The following is a 20,876-nucleotide window of genomic DNA, read 5'->3' on the forward strand; positions in this document are numbered from 1 at the left end:
CAAGCTATACCTACTAATAGCGCTCTTTCAAAGCACGGTCAACATCTCGCTTGGCTTGCTTCTGCTTAAGGTCTTCACGTTTATCATATTTCTTTTTCCCTTTTCCTAAGCCAATTAAAATTTTGGCTACTCCATTTTTTAAATAAAGTTTAATCGGTACAAGCGAGTAACCGGATTGTTGTGTCTCACCAATAAACTTGTTGATTTGCTTTCTGTGCAATAATAGTTTTCTTGTCCGCGTCGGTTCATGATTATACCGATTCCCTTGCTCATAAGGTGAGATATGCATGTTGTGTAAAAATACTTCACCATGTTCAACACGTGCGAAGCTATCCTTTAAGTTAACTCGACCTGCACGAATCGACTTTATCTCAGTACCTTTTAACACAATGCCAGCTTCAATGGTTTCTTCAATAAAAAAATCGTGAGAAGCTTTTTTATTTTGGGCAATAACCTTGCCAGTTCCTTTCGGCATGTGCTTCACTCCTCTCATACTAACGCATTCTTCATTTTAACAGGTTGATGGATTAATGACAAAGAATTTTACGATTTTAATCCAAATTCTATCAAAATAATCCATTCCTAACGTTCACTAGATCTTTTCCGATAGGAAGCTATGTTTTTATCTAGACAAAGCAAATAAATGTGTGCGATGATAAGGTCGTCTGATTTTTGGTAAGGAGTTTGACGAGTATGCAAATAAAACGATTATCGATACGAGACTTAGCTACCTATAAATTAATGCAAACTGGCATCGAAGGAGATTATATCATAGATGTGTTTGAACGATTAGTCACGCCACCTGATCATGCCTTATTTGGTCTTTATCAACAGAATCAACTTGTTTCAGTTGCTGGTTATAGCATTTTCCCTGGTGGTTATGCCATGCTTGGACGTTTACGGAGTGATATTCGCTATCAAGGTAAAGGCCATGCGACACAGTTATTGCTGGCGATTATTGCTGAATTAGAAATAAATCCGAACATCCGATGGGTCGGAGGATATACCAATATTCATAATGATTCTGCTCGACGCGTGCTAGATAAATTAGGCTTTCAGGAGATTAAAACATTTTATAATTTACCTATGAAAGATAGAAGCTTAATCCAGTCTGCACAGGGTAAAGTGTGGGATCAGGTACATTCTCTTGAAGAGAAACGTTCTATTTTAGCAACTCTTGCAGAAACTGTACTGGATGTCTATCCTTATGAATGTTATTACCCGTTTCCCTACCGCACTGATCTTCTAACTGATCAAAAACTAGCAGAAACATATTTTTATCACAATTATAGCAAGGATCGTTGGCTTCTTATTTCAAACGACTTTAAACAGGAAGCCTATGCCCATGTTCGTTATTTTTGGGATGATTATTTTGAGCAAGCCGGGTTATTTGAGACTATTGATGCTTATCTTAGTCGACAGTCAGAAGAACGTAAGCCTTATTTTGATTTTTCTCCAAAGGCGTATCAGCGTATTCCAAACTTAGCGGCTTTTGAGGTATCAGATGGTTGGGTGCTTTATGGGAGAAAGATCCGTTAAAGATTGTAATCTACATGAAGCAGCTTACGTCACAAGTGGTACAGTAGCCAAGCAAATGTACTTAAAAGAGGAAATATGCACCTGGTAGCAAAACGTCAACATGACGATATAAGTATGATCATGTTGACGTTTTGAGTTATAAAGTGAAACTTCGTTTAGTAAGGGGTTCGACGCATAAGATTTGCTCGTGCAGACGTTGCGTCACCACGTCGCGAAATTAGTGAGCTTTCTCTCTCCCCACTAAACGTTAGTTGAACCAATCGGGCTATTACTGGCTGTTGGATCTCCCACTTAGCACTTATTTCTTGAAGCGGGAGGCCTTAGAAAAGCCCTTCGATGGGGCGAGTAATCGCAACCCCAGCCAGTTACACTGCGATAAAATGGTCTTAGAGCAAGCTCTTCTTTTCATCCATCCTTCATTAAATGAGCCATCTATCACTTATTTGACCAATACGCACTTTTAGTGATCTGATTTACTGAAATTATTGACTGACTGGGTTCTGTATGCTTCCCTTATTTTTTACGTTTCTTTTTTAATGCTTTTGGGGGTGTTACCTTCCCTTTAGCTTTACGCTTTCCTTTTTTCTTTAGTATGGCTTTTGTTTTCGGATCTTTTTTCTTACCGTTTTTTCCATTTACTACGTTATGCTTTTGTTGATTCTCCGGGCTAACTCGCTTTGCCCTTTTCTTCATCCCAACAATCTCAAAATCAATCGATTGCTCAGTTAAATCGACAGCCGCCACACGAACAGTAAGGGTGTCACCGATACGAAAGATATTACCGGTTCTTTCACCAATCATAGCGTAGCTACGCTCATCAAAATAATAATAATCATCGGTTAAATCACTAACATGAACTAATCCTTCGACCGTATTTTCCAGCTCAACAAAAAGGCCGAAATTGGTGACAGAGCTGATCACGCCATCAAATTCTTCACCAATTTTGTCTTGCATAAATTCTGCTTTTTTCAAATCATCCGTTTCACGCTCAGCATCAACCGCGATGCGTTCGCGCTCTGATGTGTGTTTCGCTATCTCGCCAAGCTTATCCTTCCAATAGCTCTGCGTTTGATGGTCCACTTTCCCCTCAAACAAATAGGTACGAATAAGCCGATGAACAATCAAATCTGGATAACGCCTAATTGGCGAGGTAAAATGGGTATAGAATTCCGTCGCTAAACCAAAATGGCCAACGCTGTGAGGGTCATATTTCGCTTGTTTCATTGACCGCAGCATTAATTTGGAAATCACCATTTCTTCCTGTTCGCCTCTTACTTGATCTAATACCTGCTGTAAAGCTTGAGGGTGGATATCATTAGCCGTTCCTTTGACACGATAACCAAACTGCCCAATGAATTCAAAGAATTTCTGCAACTTTCCGTCATCTGGGTCTTCATGAATGCGATGAATAAACGGTAAATCTAACCAATGGAAATGTTCAGCTATCGTTTCATTAGCTGCCAGCATAAATTCCTCAATTAATCGTTCTGAAACAGAGCGCTCTCGTATGACCACATCTTGTGGATGACCTGATTCATCTACAAGTACCTTAGCTTCCTTAAAATCAAAATCAATCGCTCCACGACTAAAGCGTTTTTCCCTTAAAATTGAAGCAAGCTGTTCCATTGTCTCAAACATGGGAACTAAGGCTTGATATTGTTCACGTAGCTCAGCATCTTGATCAACTAAAATCTGATTCACTTCTTGATAAGTCATGCGGGCATCTGTATTAATGACACTTGGAAAGATCTCATGATTGACCACCTCTCCCTGCTGATTGATTTCCATCTCACATCCAATGGTCAATCGATCAACGTGAGGGTTTAATGAGCAGATACCGTTAGAAAGGCGGTGTGGAATCATGGGAATAACGCGATCAACTAAGTAAACACTCGTACCACGTGCATACGCCTCTTCATCAATCGGTGAGTTTTCTTCAACATAATAAGATACATCAGCAATGTAGACACCTAATTGATAATTTCCATTACTAAGCTTCTCCACATACACAGCATCATCCAAATCCTTTGCATCTGCTCCGTCGATTGTAACGATTGACTTATCACGCAAGTCACGACGGTTCTTAAGTTCAGATTGGTCGATCTGCTCTGGTATTTGCTTAGCCTGCTCCATCACTTCATCTGGAAAATCAATGTTAATATTATGTTTATGAATGATTGAGATGATGTCCATTCCTGGGTCATTTTGATGACCTAAAATTTCAATGACCTCACCCTCTGCTGACATCAATCCCTCAGGAAACTTCGTTAGGTTCACAATCACTTTGTGTCCAGTTACTGCACCTAAGCTATCCGCCTTTTTGATGAAGATATCGTTTGGAATTCGTTTATCATCTGCAATGACAAATCCAAAGCTTCCCTTATCCTCATAGGTACCGATGATCCGAGTTGAATTCCGTTCAATAATACGTTCTACTACACCTTCCACACGTCGATCACCAACGGCAGCTGTTTCAATCCTTACAAGTACCCGATCATGATTCATAGCACCTTTTAAGTCACTTGGATTAATGTAAACATCCGCTTGCTCTTCATCATCAGAAATAAGGAAAGCAAAGCCCTTTTTATGCATTTGGATTCGACCTTTAACTAACCCCATTCGCTCAGGTAAAAGATAACGATTTTTTCGTGTTAATAATAGTTGTCCTTCATCTTCTAGTGCATTTAATGCCTTAACTAACTCTTTAAAGGACTCTGGGTCACCATTTAATGCTAAGCCTTGCTCAATTTCCTCGACTTTTAACGGCTTCTCGGCATATTCATGAAAATACGTCATGATTTGCTCTTTTATTTGTTGCATAGCTTCACCTTCTTTCTATCTAATCTATTCTTATTATTTGTTAGTCCCAATTTAATGATTCTAAAAATTGATCGATATCCTGATGGACTGCTTCCTTTTTAGGACCAAGGGTAATCGCATGTCCTGCATCCTCATACCATTTAATCGCCTTGTCGTCACTTTCAATGGACTGATAAATATAGTTGGCACTGTCAGGATTTATCATCTGATCATCCTTTGCTTGAATAACTAAAGCTGGTGTATAGATATGATCAATTTGCCCATTTACCTCTTGAATTAAACGGGCAAGATCATTAAACAACGGTTGAGCATCAATAACAAGCTGGTCGACTTCCTGATTTACTTGCTCAGTGGACTTACCTTCAACTTTTTTATATTGACTCGCATAATGACGAAATCCTTTACTAAGCTGTTCCTGATTGTCAAAGAACATTGGTGAACACATTGTCGATACACCTACTACCGGCTCTGAATAAGCAAGCTTAAGAGCGAGTACACCGCCAAGTGATAAGCCAATCACAGCAACTTTAGCATAGCCTAATTCCTTTAATTCACGATAAGCAGCTTGAACATCTTCCCACCAAGCATCAGCTCCTCCAGATAGTAAATCTTCTGGTGCTTGTCCATGGCCACGATAAATCGGTCCATATGAGGTGTAGCCTTTTTTTTGTAAAAAACGCCCCAGCATACGCATATCTGCACTATGTCCAGTAAAGCCATGTAACAATAATACCGCTCTTTCCCCTTCTTTAAACATAAATGGTTGTGGTGCTTGTATTTTCATGTTAATCATCCCTTCACATAATACGTGTTCAAAATGTCAGCTTTGTAAGCTGAGACAGCAGCTGTTAGCCTAAAAGCAAACAAACTGGATTTTGGGTCTCCTGTCATTTACGATTGATTTTTGAATGCTTTCTCTTTTAAAATAAATAGTTGTTTTAAGATTGGCTTAATCTTAACAAATTAAACCTAAACCTGCATGGTTGTTGATCAATAGCATGATTTGTACAAAAACAACTAATAGTTAGGAACATCGTTTCGAATACAGCTCGATTTGTATACTCATTTTGGACACAAACATAACGCTGTAAACAACAAAAACCCTCTCAATAAGCACAACCTTATGAGAGGGTTTAACGTGTTTAAATAATATAAGCAAGTGCAAATGTTAACAAAAAGAAAACAATTGAGGCAATAATCGTAGCACGTTGTAAAACAGCATCAATACCTCTAGCTTTCTTCTTACCAAACAATTGTTCAGCGCCACCTGAAATGGCTCCTAAACCTTCACTTTTTCCAGATTGCATCACAACAAGAATAATTAAAATAACTGAAGTAATAACTAATAATGAAATCGCAACACCTTGCATGGTTGCGCCCACCTCCTATACAAGCTTAACGCCAAAAACCCTTTTCAACTGTACAAGTACAGAAAACACTACTATTAATGTAGCATAAGTCTAACTAAGCCTGCAAGTTAATTTTGTGACAAACGTTTTTTAGTAAATAAATTAACCGGATATGACTGTTTTTGATTGTTTTTGATTGATTTCCGGCGATAAGTCGCTTATTATGAAGATAATAGATCACCATTGAAAATTATACATAAGGAGGTTTGGCCATGCTTACACCTAAACGCCATGCTTTAATTATTGAATTAATTAAACAAAAGCAGCTTGTTACCATTCAGGAACTAGTTGAACTCACTAATGTTTCAGAATCAACGATAAGGCGAGATCTTAGTGAACTCGAGACCAAACAAAAGCTAGCTAGAGTGCATGGTGGTGCAACGGCAATTCAATCAGCACGACAGGAGCTCTCATACCGAGAAAAGACAGATAAGTATGTTGAGGAAAAAAAACAAATTGCTCAATTGGCTGCAGCATTAATTCGGCCACATGATTGTATTTATCTGGATGCCGGAACGACAACCTATGAAATCATTCCACACTTAGAAACACTAAATGTTACCGTGGTAACAAACGGACTGACACATTTAGAATTACTCAATCAGTATCAAATCAAATCTTTCTTACTAGGGGGATTAATCAAACATACTACACGAGCTATTATTGGTTCTCAAGCACTTCATAATTTAAAGCTCTATCACTTTGATAAAGTTTTTATTGGAACTAATGCAATCGATCCAAGCTTTGGCTATTCGACACCTGATCCCGAAGAGGCTTCAGTTAAAAGTGCCGCTATCACGCAGGGAAGTCAAAGTTTTATTGTAGCTGATCATTCCAAGCTCAATCAAAGGAGCTTTGCCAAAATAGCTGAGCTTGCTCAGGCCACTTTAATCATTGATTCTATCCCTGCTGACTTGGAAAACAAATTAAGAGAACAAACTGATATAAAGGTTGTGACAGCGTGATTTATACTTGTACCGTTAACCCTTCAATTGATTACGTTATTTATGTTAACCCATTTGAATATGGTGGTTTAAACCGAGGCGAAAAACCTGCTTACTATCCGGGTGGAAAAGGCATTAATGTGTCTCGAATCTTAAAACGCCTAGATATTGCCAATACAGCTCTTGGCTTTATCGGTGGCTTCACTGGTCATTTTATCGAACAAGCACTTTTAAATGAAGGGATAAAAACCGACTTTATAAAAATTGATCAAGAAACGCGTATTAATTTGAAATTAAAAACAACTAAGGAAACGGAAATCAACGGACCAGGTCCAACAATTACAGATGAAAATTTAGCTTTGCTGGTTAAGCAAATTAAGACAATACCAAAAGAGAGTACATTAGTGCTCGCCGGAAGTCTACCTTCTTCAATTCCGGATAACTTTTATGCCACAATTGCAGAGCAGTGTGCTCAACAGAATATTCGAGTGGTTGCTGATACATCTAGTGCTTCTTTAAAAGCTCTTATCGGAATCCCCTTATTTTTGATCAAACCCAATCACCATGAACTCGGTGAATTATTTGGTGTAAAGATTCAATCTACTAAAGATGCCATTTATTATGGTCGCAAATTACAAAAGCAAGGGATAACGCACGTGATTATATCCATGGGAGGCGCTGGAGCGATTTATTTAAATGATCAGATGACTTTAACAGCCAATGTTCCAAAAGGGCAAGTTCAGAATACAGTAGGTGCAGGCGATTCGACCGTTGCGGGCTTTTTGGCAGGTCTGGTAACAGGTCTATCTAATAAGGAGGCATTTCGATATGCAATTGCAAGTGGAAGTGCAACAGCCTTCAACTCTGATCTAGCAGAAAAAAAAGATCTGGAAGCGCTTATACCGTTGATAGATATATCTCAATCCTGATGAGAAGTATTGTTTAGGAAAAAAAGGGATTGGACTTGTTTTCGTTTAGATGATATTGTATTAAAGGCGTATACTATAATACAGGTTAATATTTTTCACTAAGGTGGAAAGGATAACCGATAGTTTTACGTTGTTTTTGCGCTAAAGACTTGAAATATGACTATAAAACAAAGTAAAATTAAGATTATGGTATACTGAATATTGCTCAACATTTTTAATTTTATAGGAGGGGTTTTATTATGGCAGCAGAAAAAACAGTAACAATCACAGATTCAACAGGGGTTCATGCACGACCTGCAACTGTACTCGTAAACAAAGCAGGTAGTTTCTCATCAGATGTAACCGTTGAATATAACGGTAAATCTGTGAACTTAAAATCAATCATGGGCGTTATGTCATTAGGTATTCCTAAAGACGCTGTGATTAAAATCATTGCAGAAGGTTCTGATGAGCAAGAAGCTGTTAATGCAATTTACGAAGTCATTAAGCAAGAAGGATTAGGAGAGTAAAACCGTATGACAAAACTAACAGGGATTGCAGCATCAAATGGTGTGGCGATTGCGAAAGCGTACACACTAGAAGCACCTGATTTGTCGTTTGAAACAATAAAAGTTGATGATGTTGACAGTGAGGTGCAACGCCTACAAGATGCTCTTGATACTTCAAAGAAAGAGCTGGAAAAAATTAAAGAGAATGCTCGTCAAACACTTGGTGATGAGCATGCAGAAATTTTTTCAGCCCATCTACTTGTTTTAAGTGATCCTGAAATGATTACACCTATGACCGATAAGATCAAGAATGAAAGCGTTAATGCGGAAGCAGCACTTGATCAAGTAGCTAACATGTTTATTGATATGTTTAAAGGCATGGATAATGAATACATGCGTGAGCGTGCTGCAGATATCCAAGATGTGACTAAGCGTGTCATGGCACACCTATTAAAGGTATCGTTCCCAGATCCAGCATTAATTGATGAAGAAGTGGTCATTATTGCTGAGGATTTGACACCATCTGATACAGCACAATTAAATAAGCAATTCGTTAAAGGGTTTACCACAAATATCGGAGGACGTACGTCTCACTCCGCTATCATGGCTCGCTCTTTAGAAATTCCTGCTGTTGTTGGAACAAAATCAGTTACAGCTGAAATTAGTGATGGCGATTTAGTTGTTGTTGATGGTATTGACGGAGAGGTTATTGTTAACCCTAACGAAGATTTACTCGCTCAGTATAAAGAGAAACAAGCAGACTTTGCTAAACAAAAAGAAATCTGGGCTCAATTAAAAGACGAACCTACCGTTTCAAAAGATGGTAGCCATGTGGAGCTCGTAGCTAATATTGGAACACCTGATGATGTTATTGGTGTATTAAACAATGGTGGCGAAGGTGTCGGTTTATACCGTACAGAGTTCTTATACATGGGTAACAGTGATTTTCCGACTGAAGACCAGCAATTTGAGGCATATAAATCTGTTTTAGAGCAAATGGGTGATAAGCCTGTTGTCGTTCGTACATTAGATATCGGCGGCGATAAGGAACTTAGCTACTTAGACTTACCTAAGGAAATGAATCCGTTTTTAGGCTTCCGCGCTGTGCGTCTTTGTCTAGAGCGTGATGATATCTTCCGAACTCAATTACGGGCGCTTCTACGTGCAAGTACTTACGGTAATCTTAAGATTATGTTCCCGATGATTGCGACATTAAATGAATTCCGTCAAGCAAAGGCTCTACTACTTGAAGAGAAAGAAAACCTAAAAGCTGAAGGCATTGACGTGTCTGACGATATCGAAATCGGTATCATGGTAGAAATTCCATCAACAGCCGTTATTGCACGTCAATTTGCTAAAGAGGTTGACTTCTTCAGTATTGGAACAAACGATTTAATTCAATACACCATGGCTGCAGACCGTATGAATGAACGTGTTTCATACTTATATCAACCATACCATCCAGCAATTCTAAACCTGGTCAATAATGTGATTGAGGCAGCACACGCTGAAGGTAAATGGGCTGGTATGTGTGGCGAGATGGCTGGTGATTCAATCGCTATTCCAATTCTACTTGGTCTTGGTCTTGATGAATTTAGTATGAGTGCAACATCAATCTTACCAGCACGTACACAAATCAAAGGTTTGTCTAAAGAAGAAATGGCTTCATATAAAGATCAGTTGTTAAGTATGTCTACTGCTGATGAAGTTGAAGCATTTATCCGTGAAAAAACAAATCAATAATTTTCAAGTCCTTTGTGTTGAAATTTGACGCAATAGGGCTTTTTTTTATTTAAAATTATATTACTATTAATCAGGCTCGGAACTCCAATATAGTTATGGGTTTCGCGGTTGATTAGCAAGTATTTAGGATCGTTGAGTGCCGTTTTATATTCGACAAAGTCTTCGTTTTTCCCCACAGCACCCACAAGCAGTTGAAGGTATATACGTTAGGACACCTTCAATATATTGGCAAGACATACAGTTCTTTTCCCCATCATAGAGAGCTCAGGTTTGATCTGGAGTATCGAGCAGTTTTTAACATCATGAGTGTATGACAAGTACGTTTCCTTTATCAAGAGATAATGGAAAGGTGCTAGCCAATCGCTACTCAATTTCACAATTTCACAAACTCGTAACGTTAAAAAACTCCTAATCGGTGGCTTACATGCCGATTAGGAGTTTTAAACTGCTTATTTATTTAAGTTGTAGAATGCAGTTTTACCAGCATATTTAGCTGTTTCTACTAGCTCGTCTTCAATACGAAGTAATTGGTTGTACTTTGCAACACGGTCAGTACGTGAAGGTGCACCAGTTTTAATTTGACCTGCATTAGTTGCCACAGCAATATCTGCAATTGTTGCATCCTCTGTTTCACCTGAACGGTGAGAGATAACAGCTGTGTAACCAGCACGTTTAGCCATTTCAATGGCTTCAAATGTTTCAGTAAGCGTACCAATTTGATTAACCTTAACCAAGATTGAGTTGCCAACGCCTTGTTCGATACCTTGTGCCAAACGTTCTGTGTTGGTAACGAACAAGTCATCACCTACTAATTGAACACGGTCGCCAAGGCGCTCTGTTAATAATTTATGACCTTCCCAGTCGTTTTCATCTAAACCATCTTCAATTGAGATGATTGGGTATTTATTAACCATTTCTTCGAACCATTCAACCATTTCTTCAGATGTACGCACAACACCTTCACCTTTAAGGTTGTATTTACCATCCTCATAGAACTCCGAAGATGCAACGTCCATTGCCAATTTAACTTCTTCACCCGGCTTGTAACCAGCAGCTTCAATGGCTTCAATAATAGTTGAAAGTGCTTCTTCGTTTGATTTTAAGTTTGGTGCGAAACCACCTTCATCACCAACACCCGTATTATATCCTTTAGAAGATAAAACTTTCTTCAAGTTGTGGAATACTTCAGCACCCATACGTAATGCCTCTTTAAATGTTGAAGCACCAACAGGCATAATCATAAATTCTTGGATATCAACATTATTATCCGCATGCTCACCACCATTTAGAATATTCATCATTGGTGTTGGAAGAGTTGTGGCATTGAATCCACCTAAATAAGTGTATAATGGTACACCTAAATGGTCAGCAGCAGCATGAGCAACCGCCATTGATACACCTAAAATAGCGTTAGCACCTAATTTACCTTTGTTTGGTGTGCCATCTAATTCTAATAATAATTGATCGATAACAACTTGACGTGTTACATCAAAACCAAGAAGTTCTGGTGCAATAACATCATTTACATTTTCGACAGCTTTAAGTACACCTTTACCTAGATAACGGTCTTTGTCACCATCTCGTAATTCTACCGCTTCATGTTCACCAGTAGAAGCACCACTTGGTACTAATGCGCGACCAAACGCACCTGATTCTGTATAAATTTCTACCTCAACTGTTGGGTTACCACGAGAGTCCATAACTTCGCGTGCATAAACATCAGTAATGTATGGCATAGTTTTCGTCTCCTTTTTAAAAAATAGTTTATAAAACGGGCCTAAGCCACAGTTTTATTTAATTAATGATTGACCAGTCATTTCAGTTGGTTTGTCAACATTTAATAGATCAAGAAGTGTTGGCGCTAAATCACCTAGAATACCGCCATCACGTAACTCAATTCCCTCTTTAGTAACAATAACGGGAACTGGATTTGTCGTATGAGCAGTCATAGGCTTGCCATCTGGAGTGATCACTTCATCTGAATTACCATGATCAGCGGTAATAATCGCTTGACCACCTTTTTCAATGATCTTATCTACAATCTTACCTAAACACTCATCAACAGCCTCAATGGCTTTAATCGTCGGCTCAAGCATCCCTGAGTGCCCAACCATATCTGGATTGGCAAAGTTCAAAATAATCGCATTTTGATGACCTTGATCCAATTCCTCTAATAACGCATCTGTGACCTCGTAAGCACTCATTTCAGGTTTTAAGTCATATGTTGCCACCTTTGGTGAATTAATTAAAATGCGCTTTTCACCCTCAAATTCTTGCTCACGTCCACCACTCATAAAGAAGGTGACATGTGGATATTTTTCTGTTTCAGCAATACGAAGTTGGTTCAATCCGTTATTAGCCAAGACCTCACCGACAGTATTGATCAGTTCAGCTGGAGGAAAAGCAATCTTCCCATTAACTGTATCACTATACTTCATCATACAAACGAAGAAAATATCCTCTGGTGCTGCCTCGCCACGATTAAACTCAGAGAAATCGTTATTGGCGAATGCTTGTGACATTTGAATGGCACGGTCTGGGCGGAAGTTAAAGAAGATGATAGCATCATCTGATTGTACCTTTGCCACCGGCTCGTCATTTTCGTCAACAATAACGGTTGGTATGACAAACTCATCATAAATATCTTCAGCATATGCTGCATCGACAACTGCTAACGGATCCTTAGCTTTTGGTCCTTTCCCATATACCATTGCGTCGTACGCTTTTTGAACACGATCCCAACGTTTGTCACGATCCATTGCATAGTAACGACCAGAAATGGTTGCAAATTGACCAACACCTAATTCATCCATCTTAGCTTGCGCTGCCTTGATATATTGTTTAGCTGACTTTTGACCAACATCACGGCCATCCAAAAAGCCATGAACATACACGTTGTTAAGTCCTTTGTCTTTTGCTAATTTTAATAGGGCATATAAATGTTCAATATGGCTATGTACACCGCCATCTGATAACAAGCCGAAAATGTGTAATGCCTTATTTTTCGCTAAGGCATGTTCAACAGCATTAACTAATTGTTCATTTGTGAAAAAGTCGCCTTCACGAATGGATAGGTTCACACGGGTTAAACTTTGATAGACAATCCGTCCTGCTCCGATATTTAGATGACCAACCTCAGAATTACCCATTTGTCCATCGGGTAATCCGACTGCTTCACCTGAAGCAATTAATTGATTGTGTGGATAGCTATTCCAATACCGATCAAAATTAGGCGTATTTGCTTGTTTAACCGCATTACCTTTTTCCTCATCACGAAGAGCAAAGCCATCTAATATAATTAAAGCTGCTAGTTTGTCTTGACTCATTATGCACCAGCCTCCACTAATTTAAGGAATGAATCAGCTTCTAAGCTAGCACCACCAACTAACGCACCATCAATATCAGATTGTGCTAGTAACTCATCAATGTTATCAGGTTTAACACTACCACCATATTGAATACGAACAGCCTCTGCTGCATCAGTAGAGACAGCTTCAGCAACAGTTTTACGTACATGTGTACAAACTTCGTTAGCTTGCTCTGAGGTAGCTGTTTTACCTGTTCCAATTGCCCAAATGGGTTCATACGCAATGACAGCTGCCTTAACCTGGTCTTCTGTTAGACCAGCTAACGCTTTTTTAACCTGATCAGCAACTAAATCCATTGTTTGATTAGCTTCACGCTGTTCGAGTGTCTCACCTACACAGATAATGGGTGTAAGACCATATTCAAAAGCAGCATGAGCTTTTTTATTGACTGTTTCATCTGTTTCAGCAAAGTATTCACGGCGTTCAGAGTGGCCTAAGACGACATACTTAACACCTAGATCTTTAAGCATAGCTGGGCTTACTTCTCCAGTAAAAGCACCATTTGCTTCATAGTGCATATTTTGTGCAGCAATAGCAAGGTCAGTTCCTGCTGTTTTAGCAACTAATGTGTGTAAATATGGAAACGGGGCACATACAATTGAATCAACCTTATCCTGTGACGGTACTTTATCCTTTGTATTAGCCACAAACGCTTCTGCCTCTGCCAATACTTTATTCATTTTCCAGTTTCCTGCAATAATTGGTTTACGCATAATCTGCTCCCTTTCTTGCCTGGTTTTTTGATGCTGTATTATTTATCACTAATCGCAGCTAAGCCAGGTAATTCTTTGCCTTCTAAGTATTCTAATGATGCTCCACCACCAGTAGAAATATGTGAGAATTTCTCTGCAAAGCCTAATTGCATCGCTGCAGCAGCTGAATCTCCACCACCAATAATGGTTGTCGCATCGTCTAAATTCGCGATCGCCTCACAAACGCCGATCGTACCTTTAGCAAAGTTAGACATTTCAAAAACACCCATTGGGCCATTCCAAACAACTGTTTTTGCTCCAGCTAGTTCTTGCTCAAACTGTTTGATAGATTCAGGCCCAATATCTAGACCCATTTGATCTGCTGGTATTTGATCAACTGACACGACATTAATATCGCCTTCGTTAGAAAATTCCTTATTAATTGTTGCATCAACCGGTAAAATAATCTTACCGTTTGCACGCTCTAATAAATCTCTAGCAAGTTCTACTTTATCTGCTTCTAATAGAGAAGTCCCAATTTCTTTTCCTTGTGCTTTAAAGAAGGTATAAGACATACCACCACCGATGATAACTTTATCAGCTTTTTCAAGTAGATTTTCGATCACACCGATCTTATCACTTACTTTAGCACCACCAAGAATCGCAACAAATGGACGAACTGGGTTATCAACTGATTCACCAATAAACTTAATTTCCTTTTCCATTAAGAAGCCTGCAGCTGATTCAAGGTTAGAAGCAATTCCTACGTTTGAAGCATGGGCACGATGTGCTGTTCCAAACGCATCGTTAACAAATAAGTCCCCTAAACTTGCCCAATACTTACCAAGTTCAGGATCATTTTTACTCTCTTTCTTCCCATCAACATCTTCAAAACGTGTGTTTTCGAACATTAAAACATCGCCATTGCCCAAAGCGTCAATTGCGTTTTCAAGCTTCTCACCACGTGTTTCACCAACAAAGGTTACCTCTTGTCCGAGTAATTCAGCCAAACGGTTGGCTACGGGTTGAAGTGATTTACCTTCTTTATCTGCTTCTTCTTTTACACGCCCTAGGTGTGAGAAAAGAATCACTTTTGCACCTTCACTTATTAAATGCTTAATGGTTGGAAGGGCTTGAACAATACGATCATCATTCGTAATCTTGCCATCTTTCATTGGGACATTAAAGTCTGCACGAACAAGAACTTTTTTAGCTGTTACATCTAAATCGGTTACGATCTTTTTTGCCATGTTATAATCCTCCATTTATCAAATTTACATAGAAAAACGGGAAGCGCGATCGCTCCCCGCTTTCCTGTGAATGCTATTGGACCTAGCTTATTATTGTTTTGAATTATAATTTAGCAAAGTATTCTAAAGTACGAACCAATTGAGCTGTGTAAGACATTTCATTGTCATACCAAGCAACTGTTTTAACTAATTGCTTGTCACCAACTGTCATTACTTTAGTTTGGGTTGCATCAAATAATGAACCGTAAGAAATTCCAATAATATCTGAAGAAACAATTTGATCTTCAGTGTATCCATAAGACTCATTAGCAGCTTTTTCCATCGCTGCGTTTACTTGATCAGCAGTGACTTCTTTTTCAAGTACAGTCACAAGCTCAGTTAATGAACCTGTTGGTACTGGAACACGTTGAGCCGCACCATCTAATTTACCTTGTAACTCAGGAATAACAAGTCCAATCGCCTTAGCAGCACCAGTTGTGTTAGGAACGATATTGCTAGCTGCCGCACGTGCACGACGGTAGTCACCTTTAGGGTGTGGCGCATCTAAAGTATTTTGGTCACCTGTATAGGCGTGGATTGTAGTCATAAGACCTTCAATGACACCAAATTCTTTGTGTAATGTATCAGCCATTGGTGCTAAGCAGTTTGTTGTACAAGAAGCACCAGAAATAACAGTTTCATTACCTGTTAACGTTTTGTGGTTAACATTGTAAACAATTGTTGGCACATCATTACCACCTGGAGCAGAAATAACAACACGTTTTGCGCCACCTTTAAGGTGAAGCTCTGCTTTTTCCTTAGAAGTAAAGAAACCTGTACATTCTAAAACAATCTCAACTCCTAAGTCAGCCCAAGGTAATTCTGCAGGATTACTGTTTGAAAGGATTTTAACATCCTTACCATTTACTGTGAAATAACCTTCTTTAACGTCAACATCGCCATCAAAACGACCTTGAGTTGTATCATATTTTAATAAATGAGCAAGCATGTTAGCATCAGTTAAGTCGTTGATTGCAACCACTTCGATCCCTTCTACTTGTTGAATACGACGGAAAGCTAAGCGGCCGATACGACCAAAACCATTGATACCTACTTTTACAGTCATTCTTGTTTCCTCCTTGTATTATGCTTTTTATTTATCTAAAGGGAAATCCCTTTATTAATGCCTTAGCAGCCCCCTCATCAGTAATGAGGACATTGCTTTTTCCTTGTCTAAAATAAGAGGCTATAGCAGCTGCCTTAGATTCACCACCGGCAATGGCGATTACCGTTTTAATCTTAGACAGTTCCTCTAATTGCATACCGACAGTTCGAACTTTATAGACAACTTGACCTAACCGATCAAAGTAATAACCAAATGCCTCACTTACTGCGTTACCCGAACTAAGCTTTGCCAAAACATGATCTGACGTTTTTCGCCGCTTTGCCATTGTTAGAGCATCTCCAATACCGTGCATAACAATATCAGCCTGTCTAATGATTTGCAAAACGTCTTTAACGCCTGGCTCATGGATGATCGAGTGGTAAGTCTCTTCACTAAGCGGATCAGGAACATAGAGTAAGCGATAGTTACTTTTGATCTTTTTTGCCATTTCAGCACAAATTGTGTTTGCTTGATTTTCTACCCGTTCACCTAGTCCACCTCGTGCTGGGACAAATAGGCAATTGGCTACATTAGGCAATGGTTGGATCATCTCAGCAACGGTTGCCATGGTAGTCCCACCTGTAACAGCAATCGTCTGATTTGATTTCAATTGAGTACGCAAAAACTCACTAGCCCGACGACCTAAATCAAGCTTAACCCAGTCCTGACTATCACTATCTCCAGGTGTAATTATAACATGGTCAAGTTTTAATGTCTGCTTGATTTGTTCTTCTAATACACGAAATCCATTAACTTCTTCAATATAAGGTGTTAATTCGGAAAGGACTTCTTTACCAGAAGGGGTTAATGAGACACCTTTTGTACTCACTGAGAGCAAGCCTTGTTGCGTTAAAAAATCTAGCTCTGTTCGAACAATTCGTTCTTTTAATGCAATTTGTTCTGCTAAGCTTCGTCGTCCAATTGGCTCAAGCAATTGGATTGTGTGAAGGATGCGATAACGTCTTTGCATGGCTTTTAATAAATCAGGGCATAATAATTTTTGCAAGTCAATCAGCGTAGGCATGATTTATCTTCCTTCCCTTCAATTCCCGGGATAAATTCTATCCCGCCATGACACAATCCGTCCCACATACGACAAAAAATTTTTCTTACACTCTCATTTTAGCAGAAGCTAGTTGATTGCTCAAGCTATTTATTTCTGTCGATATTCAACTTTTGTAGAGAGAGAAAAGAAGTGGATAACTGCTTGTTTTCCCTGATAAAGTGAAACTTCGTTCAGGGGTTCGACGCATTGGATGTGCTCGTGCAGACGTTGCAACACGATGTCGCGAACTTAGTCAGCTTCCTCTCTCCTCCACTAAACGTTAGTTAAAACCAATCGGGCCGTTACTAGCTGTTTGATCTCCCACTTAGACTGACGTGTTCCCTTATTGCTTGAAAGTGGGAGTCAAACAAAAGACCTTCGATGGGGCGAGTAATCGCAGCCCCAGCCAGTTACACTGCGATAAATAGTTAGGTCTGTAAAGCTTTATTGACCATTTCCTTCAATATCTCTGCTGACTTATTTAACTGCTCTTGCTCACGATCCGATAATTGCAGCTGAATAATTTCTCGTACACCAGAAGCATTTACAATTGCAGGGATCCCTAAGAAAATTCCGTTTAAACCATATTCTCCTTCAAATAAGGTTGATATCGTCAGAATGGAGTTTTCATTGTATAAAATAGCTTTTGTCAATCGTGCCAATCCCATCCCAATCCCATAATGTGTCGCTCCTTTTCGTTCAATAATATCATAGGCAGCATCTCTCACGTTTTCAAATGTTTGTTGCATATCTTGATCTTGATAATAATTATCTATTTTGCCATATACATTAAGTGGCAATCCTCCGATTTGAACATGACTCCAAACTGGCAACTCAGAATCACCATGCTCTCCAATAATATAGGCATGAACATTGCGAGAATCAACTTGGAAATATTCACTTAGTAAGTATCGGAAACGCGCCGTATCTAATATCGTACCAGAACCAATAACACGCTCCTTTGGTAATCCTGATGCCTGATAAACGACCTGAGTTAAGACATCGACCGGATTTGTTGCCACTAATAATATCCCATTAAAACCAGTCCTCATAATGTGTTCAACGATATTTTGCATAACTTTTGTATTCTTCGTCACCAAATCTAAGCGTGTTTCTCCTTGCTCTTGGTTTGCACCTGCTGTAATCACAACGAGATCTGCATCTCTACACTCATCATAGTGACCTGCTCTAATCTTCATAGGTGAACCAAAAGGCATACCATGATTTAAATCTCGTGCTTCGCCATCGGCCCGATCGTGATTTAAATCGATTAAAACCATTTCATTCACAATCCCTTGATTTAAAAGTGCGTAAGCATAACTTGATCCAACTAAGCCTACCCCAATAATCACGACCTTACGTGTTTTGGTATTGTTATGTAGCTCTGCCATAATCATTCACTCCCTTTACTCAATGTAATTAAAATGCTGACCTATCTTATCGGAGATATCTTAGATTTGGTGACATTCTGATCCAGCTCTTATCGTTACAATACCCGCTATTCAGTATAATTATGTCTATATTTAGTGATTTGTCTCCAAAATCGAATCCATAGCCATAATAAAAGGTGTCCACTTCTGAGGTGGACACCAGATTTGTTAACTGACCTTTCGTTGGCGTAAATATTTATTTGTTAGTTTATTAAAATCAATTTTTATATTCAATAAATATGCAAAGTAACCGACACTGATAATATTGGCTACGTGCTGCCAAACTGGCGAAAAGTCGAAAATATCTTGTAGGGCATGTGTTTCCCATACTACTAATAATGATAAACAAACCCAGTAGATATATTTCATTGTGTCACCCCCACACCCCTATAATAAACAGATGTCTGTTAGCCTATTATAACCTAAATTGTTTAAAAAGGAAATATAGCAGGTAATCGTATCTCCTTACAAGTAAGAAAGTAGGTGTGTAGCAATTGTAAAATATATCGATAAGCCTAAAATATCGTTAATAGTCGTAATAAACGGACCTGAGGCAATTGCCGGATCAAGATTTATTTTATTAATAATTACCGGTATGACTGATCCAACAATAGCCGATACACTTAATGTCAACAATAATGATACGGCTACAATCACTGATAACATAAAGTTACCATATAAGATTGGTATAACAACAAAAAGAAAAAGTGCTGTGGAAACGCCGAGTAGTAGCCCTGTAAAAAACTCGCGCTTCACCGCATGGAGCAGGCCTTTCTTGGCAAACGTATCAGTGGCTATTGCTCGTACAACAACAGCTAACGATTGTGTCCCGACATTTCCTGCAGAATCCATAATTAATGGGATGAACACAGCTAATAAAACAACCTCTTCTAACGCTTGTTCAAACTGTCTAATAATACTACCGGTAATTAAACCAAATATAAGTAGCAAAATAATCCATGGAGCCCGTTTACGTGCTGCTTTGAAGGAACTAATATTAATATCCATACCCCCATTAGCAGCCGTAAATTCATCAAAATCTTCAGCGACCTCTTCGTCCATGACATCCATCACATCATCAACTGTAATTATACCTGTTAGTATATTATCTTTTGTGACAACTGGTACAGCCAAAAAATCGTAGCGTTTCATAACTTTAGCGACATCCTCTTGATCCATACTGGTTGTGACAGTAACAAGGTCTGTTCTCATAATATTTTCAACCGTTTCAAATACTGGCGCTACTATTAAATCTCGTAGTGATAATACCCCAACCAGACGTGATTGCTGATCTAGCACATAAAGATAATAGATTGTTTCGGCATTTGGGGCTTTGAAACGTAAATTATCAATAACGTCACCCGCTTTATCGGTAGTGTGGACAGCCATAAATTCTTTGGCCATAATCCCACCAGCGGTTTCTAGTGGATAACTTAATAACTCCCGGATCACCATCGCCCGTTTTTTATCCATAGCGTTTAAAAGTCTCGTAACATCCTGTTTTTCTTGATTTGCTAAAAAATCGGTGATTTCATCTGTTGGAAGAGTATTTAACAAAGCAACTAAGTCTTTATGATCTAATTCAAAGATCACCTGTTTTTGCTTTTCAGGTTCTAAACCTTCAAACACCGGAGCAAATTCCTCGGCTGAAATCATTTGATAAAGACGCTTTCTTAAAGGCTGATTTAATTGTACAAAAATACTAATTTGATTCGTTGGGTGTATCGAAAGAAATAATTCTCGAAATTCCTCTGTTTGATTATCTTTGATATATTTTAAAATCTCTAAAGCATAGTTTTCGTAATTAAGTTTTTCCTTCACCATATATTGATCCTCCTTCTAAGCTACCTGGTGATACAGATGAGCTCATTATCCGTTGTTTACTTTTCCTATAACATGAATCAGAATCCTGACTCCTCATCATGTATCCCCCCTTTCAGATCAATGAGTTATAAGAATTTATCTAACAGATAAAATTCTCATAACATTATGGTTTTTTTGATAAACTGATTCCTCTCTGCAAAGGTCGATAAAGGCCCCTTATCCTAACAGCAATAGACAGCTTTTAGGATTGC

The 20,876-nt window shown here is 38.8% G+C and carries 18 protein-coding genes; 5 read left to right on the forward strand and 13 right to left on the reverse strand.

Annotation, left to right across the window (positions count from 1 at the left end; translation table 11 throughout):
• Positions 1–13 precede the first annotated feature (13 nt).
• The gene (gene smpB / locus ASE01S_RS07620) at positions 14–475 is read right to left on the reverse strand and encodes an SsrA-binding protein SmpB (RefSeq protein ID WP_067840622.1); all 462 of its coding nucleotides are present in this window, start codon (positions 473–475) and stop codon (positions 14–16) included.
• A gap of 218 nt (positions 476–693) precedes the next feature.
• Here smpB and ASE01S_RS07625 point away from each other — a divergent pair, with 218 nt between their 5' ends.
• Entirely contained in the window at positions 694–1,539 is an 846-nt protein-coding gene (locus tag ASE01S_RS07625; RefSeq protein WP_067840624.1) for a GNAT family N-acetyltransferase, read from the forward strand.
• A 513-nt stretch (positions 1,540–2,052) separates the two neighbouring features.
• Here ASE01S_RS07625 and rnr read toward each other — a convergent pair.
• The 3 genes from rnr to secG all read right to left on the reverse strand — a co-directional run bounded on the left by rnr (position 2,053) and on the right by secG (position 5,729).
• Positions 2,053–4,359: a ribonuclease R gene (rnr, locus tag ASE01S_RS07630; protein WP_067840626.1), complete on the reverse strand. Its 2,307-nt coding sequence runs from the start codon at positions 4,357–4,359 to the stop codon at positions 2,053–2,055.
• 40 nt (positions 4,360–4,399) lie between these two features.
• Positions 4,400–5,143, reverse strand: a complete 744-nt coding sequence (locus tag ASE01S_RS07635) for an alpha/beta hydrolase (RefSeq protein ID WP_067840628.1) — start codon at positions 5,141–5,143, stop codon at positions 4,400–4,402.
• Positions 5,144–5,501: 358 nt separating this feature from the next.
• Positions 5,502–5,729 (reverse strand): preprotein translocase subunit SecG, encoded by a 228-nt coding sequence (gene secG, locus ASE01S_RS07640; RefSeq protein ID WP_067840629.1) that lies wholly within the window; start codon positions 5,727–5,729, stop codon positions 5,502–5,504.
• Positions 5,730–5,980: 251 nt separating this feature from the next.
• Here secG and ASE01S_RS07645 point away from each other — a divergent pair, with 251 nt between their 5' ends.
• From ASE01S_RS07645 to ptsP, 4 genes are all read left to right on the forward strand, one after another.
• Positions 5,981–6,733 carry a DeoR/GlpR family DNA-binding transcription regulator gene (locus ASE01S_RS07645; protein WP_067840631.1) on the forward strand — a complete coding sequence of 251 codons (753 nt, stop codon included), beginning with the start codon at positions 5,981–5,983 and terminating at the stop codon, positions 6,731–6,733.
• The gene (gene pfkB, locus ASE01S_RS07650; protein ID WP_067840633.1) at positions 6,730–7,641 is read left to right on the forward strand and encodes a 1-phosphofructokinase; all 912 of its coding nucleotides are present in this window, start codon (positions 6,730–6,732) and stop codon (positions 7,639–7,641) included. Before ASE01S_RS07645 ends, pfkB begins: the two co-directional genes overlap by 4 nt.
• Positions 7,642–7,880: 239 nt before the next feature.
• The gene (locus ASE01S_RS07655) at positions 7,881–8,150 is read left to right on the forward strand and encodes a phosphocarrier protein HPr (RefSeq protein ID WP_067840635.1); all 270 of its coding nucleotides are present in this window, start codon (positions 7,881–7,883) and stop codon (positions 8,148–8,150) included.
• Between the two features lie 6 nt (positions 8,151–8,156).
• Complete coding sequence (gene ptsP, locus ASE01S_RS07660) at positions 8,157–9,872, forward strand: phosphoenolpyruvate--protein phosphotransferase (RefSeq protein ID WP_067840636.1); 1,716 nt, start codon at positions 8,157–8,159, stop codon at positions 9,870–9,872.
• Positions 9,873–10,321: 449 nt separating this feature from the next.
• Here the strand turns inward: ptsP and eno are convergent, their stop codons facing one another.
• The 9 genes from eno to mgtE form a co-directional block, all read right to left on the reverse strand.
• Positions 10,322–11,608 carry a phosphopyruvate hydratase gene (gene eno, locus ASE01S_RS07670; RefSeq protein ID WP_067840639.1) on the reverse strand — a complete coding sequence of 429 codons (1,287 nt, stop codon included), beginning with the start codon at positions 11,606–11,608 and terminating at the stop codon, positions 10,322–10,324.
• A gap of 54 nt (positions 11,609–11,662) precedes the next feature.
• Positions 11,663–13,198, reverse strand: a complete 1,536-nt coding sequence (gpmI, locus tag ASE01S_RS07675; protein WP_067840641.1) for a 2,3-bisphosphoglycerate-independent phosphoglycerate mutase — start codon at positions 13,196–13,198, stop codon at positions 11,663–11,665.
• Entirely contained in the window at positions 13,198–13,953 is a 756-nt protein-coding gene (tpiA, locus tag ASE01S_RS07680; RefSeq protein ID WP_067840643.1) for a triose-phosphate isomerase, read from the reverse strand. The genes gpmI and tpiA overlap by 1 nt, the downstream gene beginning before the upstream one ends.
• Positions 13,954–13,991: 38 nt before the next feature.
• Positions 13,992–15,182 (reverse strand): phosphoglycerate kinase, encoded by a 1,191-nt coding sequence (locus ASE01S_RS07685; protein WP_067840645.1) that lies wholly within the window; start codon positions 15,180–15,182, stop codon positions 13,992–13,994.
• A 103-nt stretch (positions 15,183–15,285) separates the two neighbouring features.
• Entirely contained in the window at positions 15,286–16,287 is a 1,002-nt protein-coding gene (gene gap / locus ASE01S_RS07690) for a type I glyceraldehyde-3-phosphate dehydrogenase (protein ID WP_067840647.1), read from the reverse strand.
• Between the two features lie 31 nt (positions 16,288–16,318).
• Positions 16,319–17,350 carry a sugar-binding transcriptional regulator gene (locus ASE01S_RS07695; RefSeq protein ID WP_067840649.1) on the reverse strand — a complete coding sequence of 344 codons (1,032 nt, stop codon included), beginning with the start codon at positions 17,348–17,350 and terminating at the stop codon, positions 16,319–16,321.
• 449 nt (positions 17,351–17,799) lie between these two features.
• A complete protein-coding gene (locus tag ASE01S_RS07700; RefSeq protein ID WP_157065169.1) occupies positions 17,800–18,762 on the reverse strand; it encodes an L-lactate dehydrogenase in 963 nt (320 codons plus the stop codon).
• Between the two features lie 207 nt (positions 18,763–18,969).
• Positions 18,970–19,170, reverse strand: coding sequence for a hypothetical protein (locus ASE01S_RS07705; protein ID WP_067840653.1), 201 nt, complete (start codon positions 19,168–19,170; stop codon positions 18,970–18,972).
• 96 nt (positions 19,171–19,266) lie between these two features.
• Positions 19,267–20,625, reverse strand: a complete 1,359-nt coding sequence (mgtE, locus tag ASE01S_RS07710) for a magnesium transporter (protein WP_067840655.1) — start codon at positions 20,623–20,625, stop codon at positions 19,267–19,269.
• Positions 20,626–20,876: the final 251 nt, after the last annotated feature.

This window comes from Amphibacillus sediminis NBRC 103570 (genome assembly GCF_001552275.1).
Lineage (GTDB): Bacteria > Bacillota > Bacilli > Bacillales > Amphibacillaceae > Amphibacillus_B > Amphibacillus_B sediminis.

Excerpts from the sequence above, each read along its gene's own strand:
- smpB (WP_067840622.1), bottom strand. The coding sequence starts at position 475 with ATGCCGAAAGGAACTGGCAAGGTTATTGCCCAAAATAAAAAAGCTTCT.
- ASE01S_RS07625 (WP_067840624.1), top strand. The coding sequence starts at position 694 with ATGCAAATAAAACGATTATCGATACGAGACTTAGCTACCTATAAATTA.
- rnr (WP_067840626.1), bottom strand. The coding sequence starts at position 4,359 with ATGCAACAAATAAAAGAGCAAATCATGACGTATTTTCATGAATATGCC.
- ASE01S_RS07635 (WP_067840628.1), bottom strand. The coding sequence starts at position 5,143 with ATGAAAATACAAGCACCACAACCATTTATGTTTAAAGAAGGGGAAAGA.
- secG (WP_067840629.1), bottom strand. The coding sequence starts at position 5,729 with ATGCAAGGTGTTGCGATTTCATTATTAGTTATTACTTCAGTTATTTTA.
- ASE01S_RS07645 (WP_067840631.1), top strand. The coding sequence starts at position 5,981 with ATGCTTACACCTAAACGCCATGCTTTAATTATTGAATTAATTAAACAA.
- ASE01S_RS07655 (WP_067840635.1), top strand. The coding sequence starts at position 7,881 with ATGGCAGCAGAAAAAACAGTAACAATCACAGATTCAACAGGGGTTCAT.
- ptsP (WP_067840636.1), top strand. The coding sequence starts at position 8,157 with ATGACAAAACTAACAGGGATTGCAGCATCAAATGGTGTGGCGATTGCG.
- eno (WP_067840639.1), bottom strand. The coding sequence starts at position 11,608 with ATGCCATACATTACTGATGTTTATGCACGCGAAGTTATGGACTCTCGT.
- gpmI (WP_067840641.1), bottom strand. The coding sequence starts at position 13,198 with ATGAGTCAAGACAAACTAGCAGCTTTAATTATATTAGATGGCTTTGCT.
- tpiA (WP_067840643.1), bottom strand. The coding sequence starts at position 13,953 with ATGCGTAAACCAATTATTGCAGGAAACTGGAAAATGAATAAAGTATTG.
- ASE01S_RS07685 (WP_067840645.1), bottom strand. The coding sequence starts at position 15,182 with ATGGCAAAAAAGATCGTAACCGATTTAGATGTAACAGCTAAAAAAGTT.
- gap (WP_067840647.1), bottom strand. The coding sequence starts at position 16,287 with ATGACTGTAAAAGTAGGTATCAATGGTTTTGGTCGTATCGGCCGCTTA.
- ASE01S_RS07695 (WP_067840649.1), bottom strand. The coding sequence starts at position 17,350 with ATGCCTACGCTGATTGACTTGCAAAAATTATTATGCCCTGATTTATTA.
- ASE01S_RS07700 (WP_157065169.1), bottom strand. The coding sequence starts at position 18,762 with ATGGCAGAGCTACATAACAATACCAAAACACGTAAGGTCGTGATTATT.
- ASE01S_RS07705 (WP_067840653.1), bottom strand. The coding sequence starts at position 19,170 with ATGAAATATATCTACTGGGTTTGTTTATCATTATTAGTAGTATGGGAA.
- mgtE (WP_067840655.1), bottom strand. The coding sequence starts at position 20,625 with ATGGTGAAGGAAAAACTTAATTACGAAAACTATGCTTTAGAGATTTTA.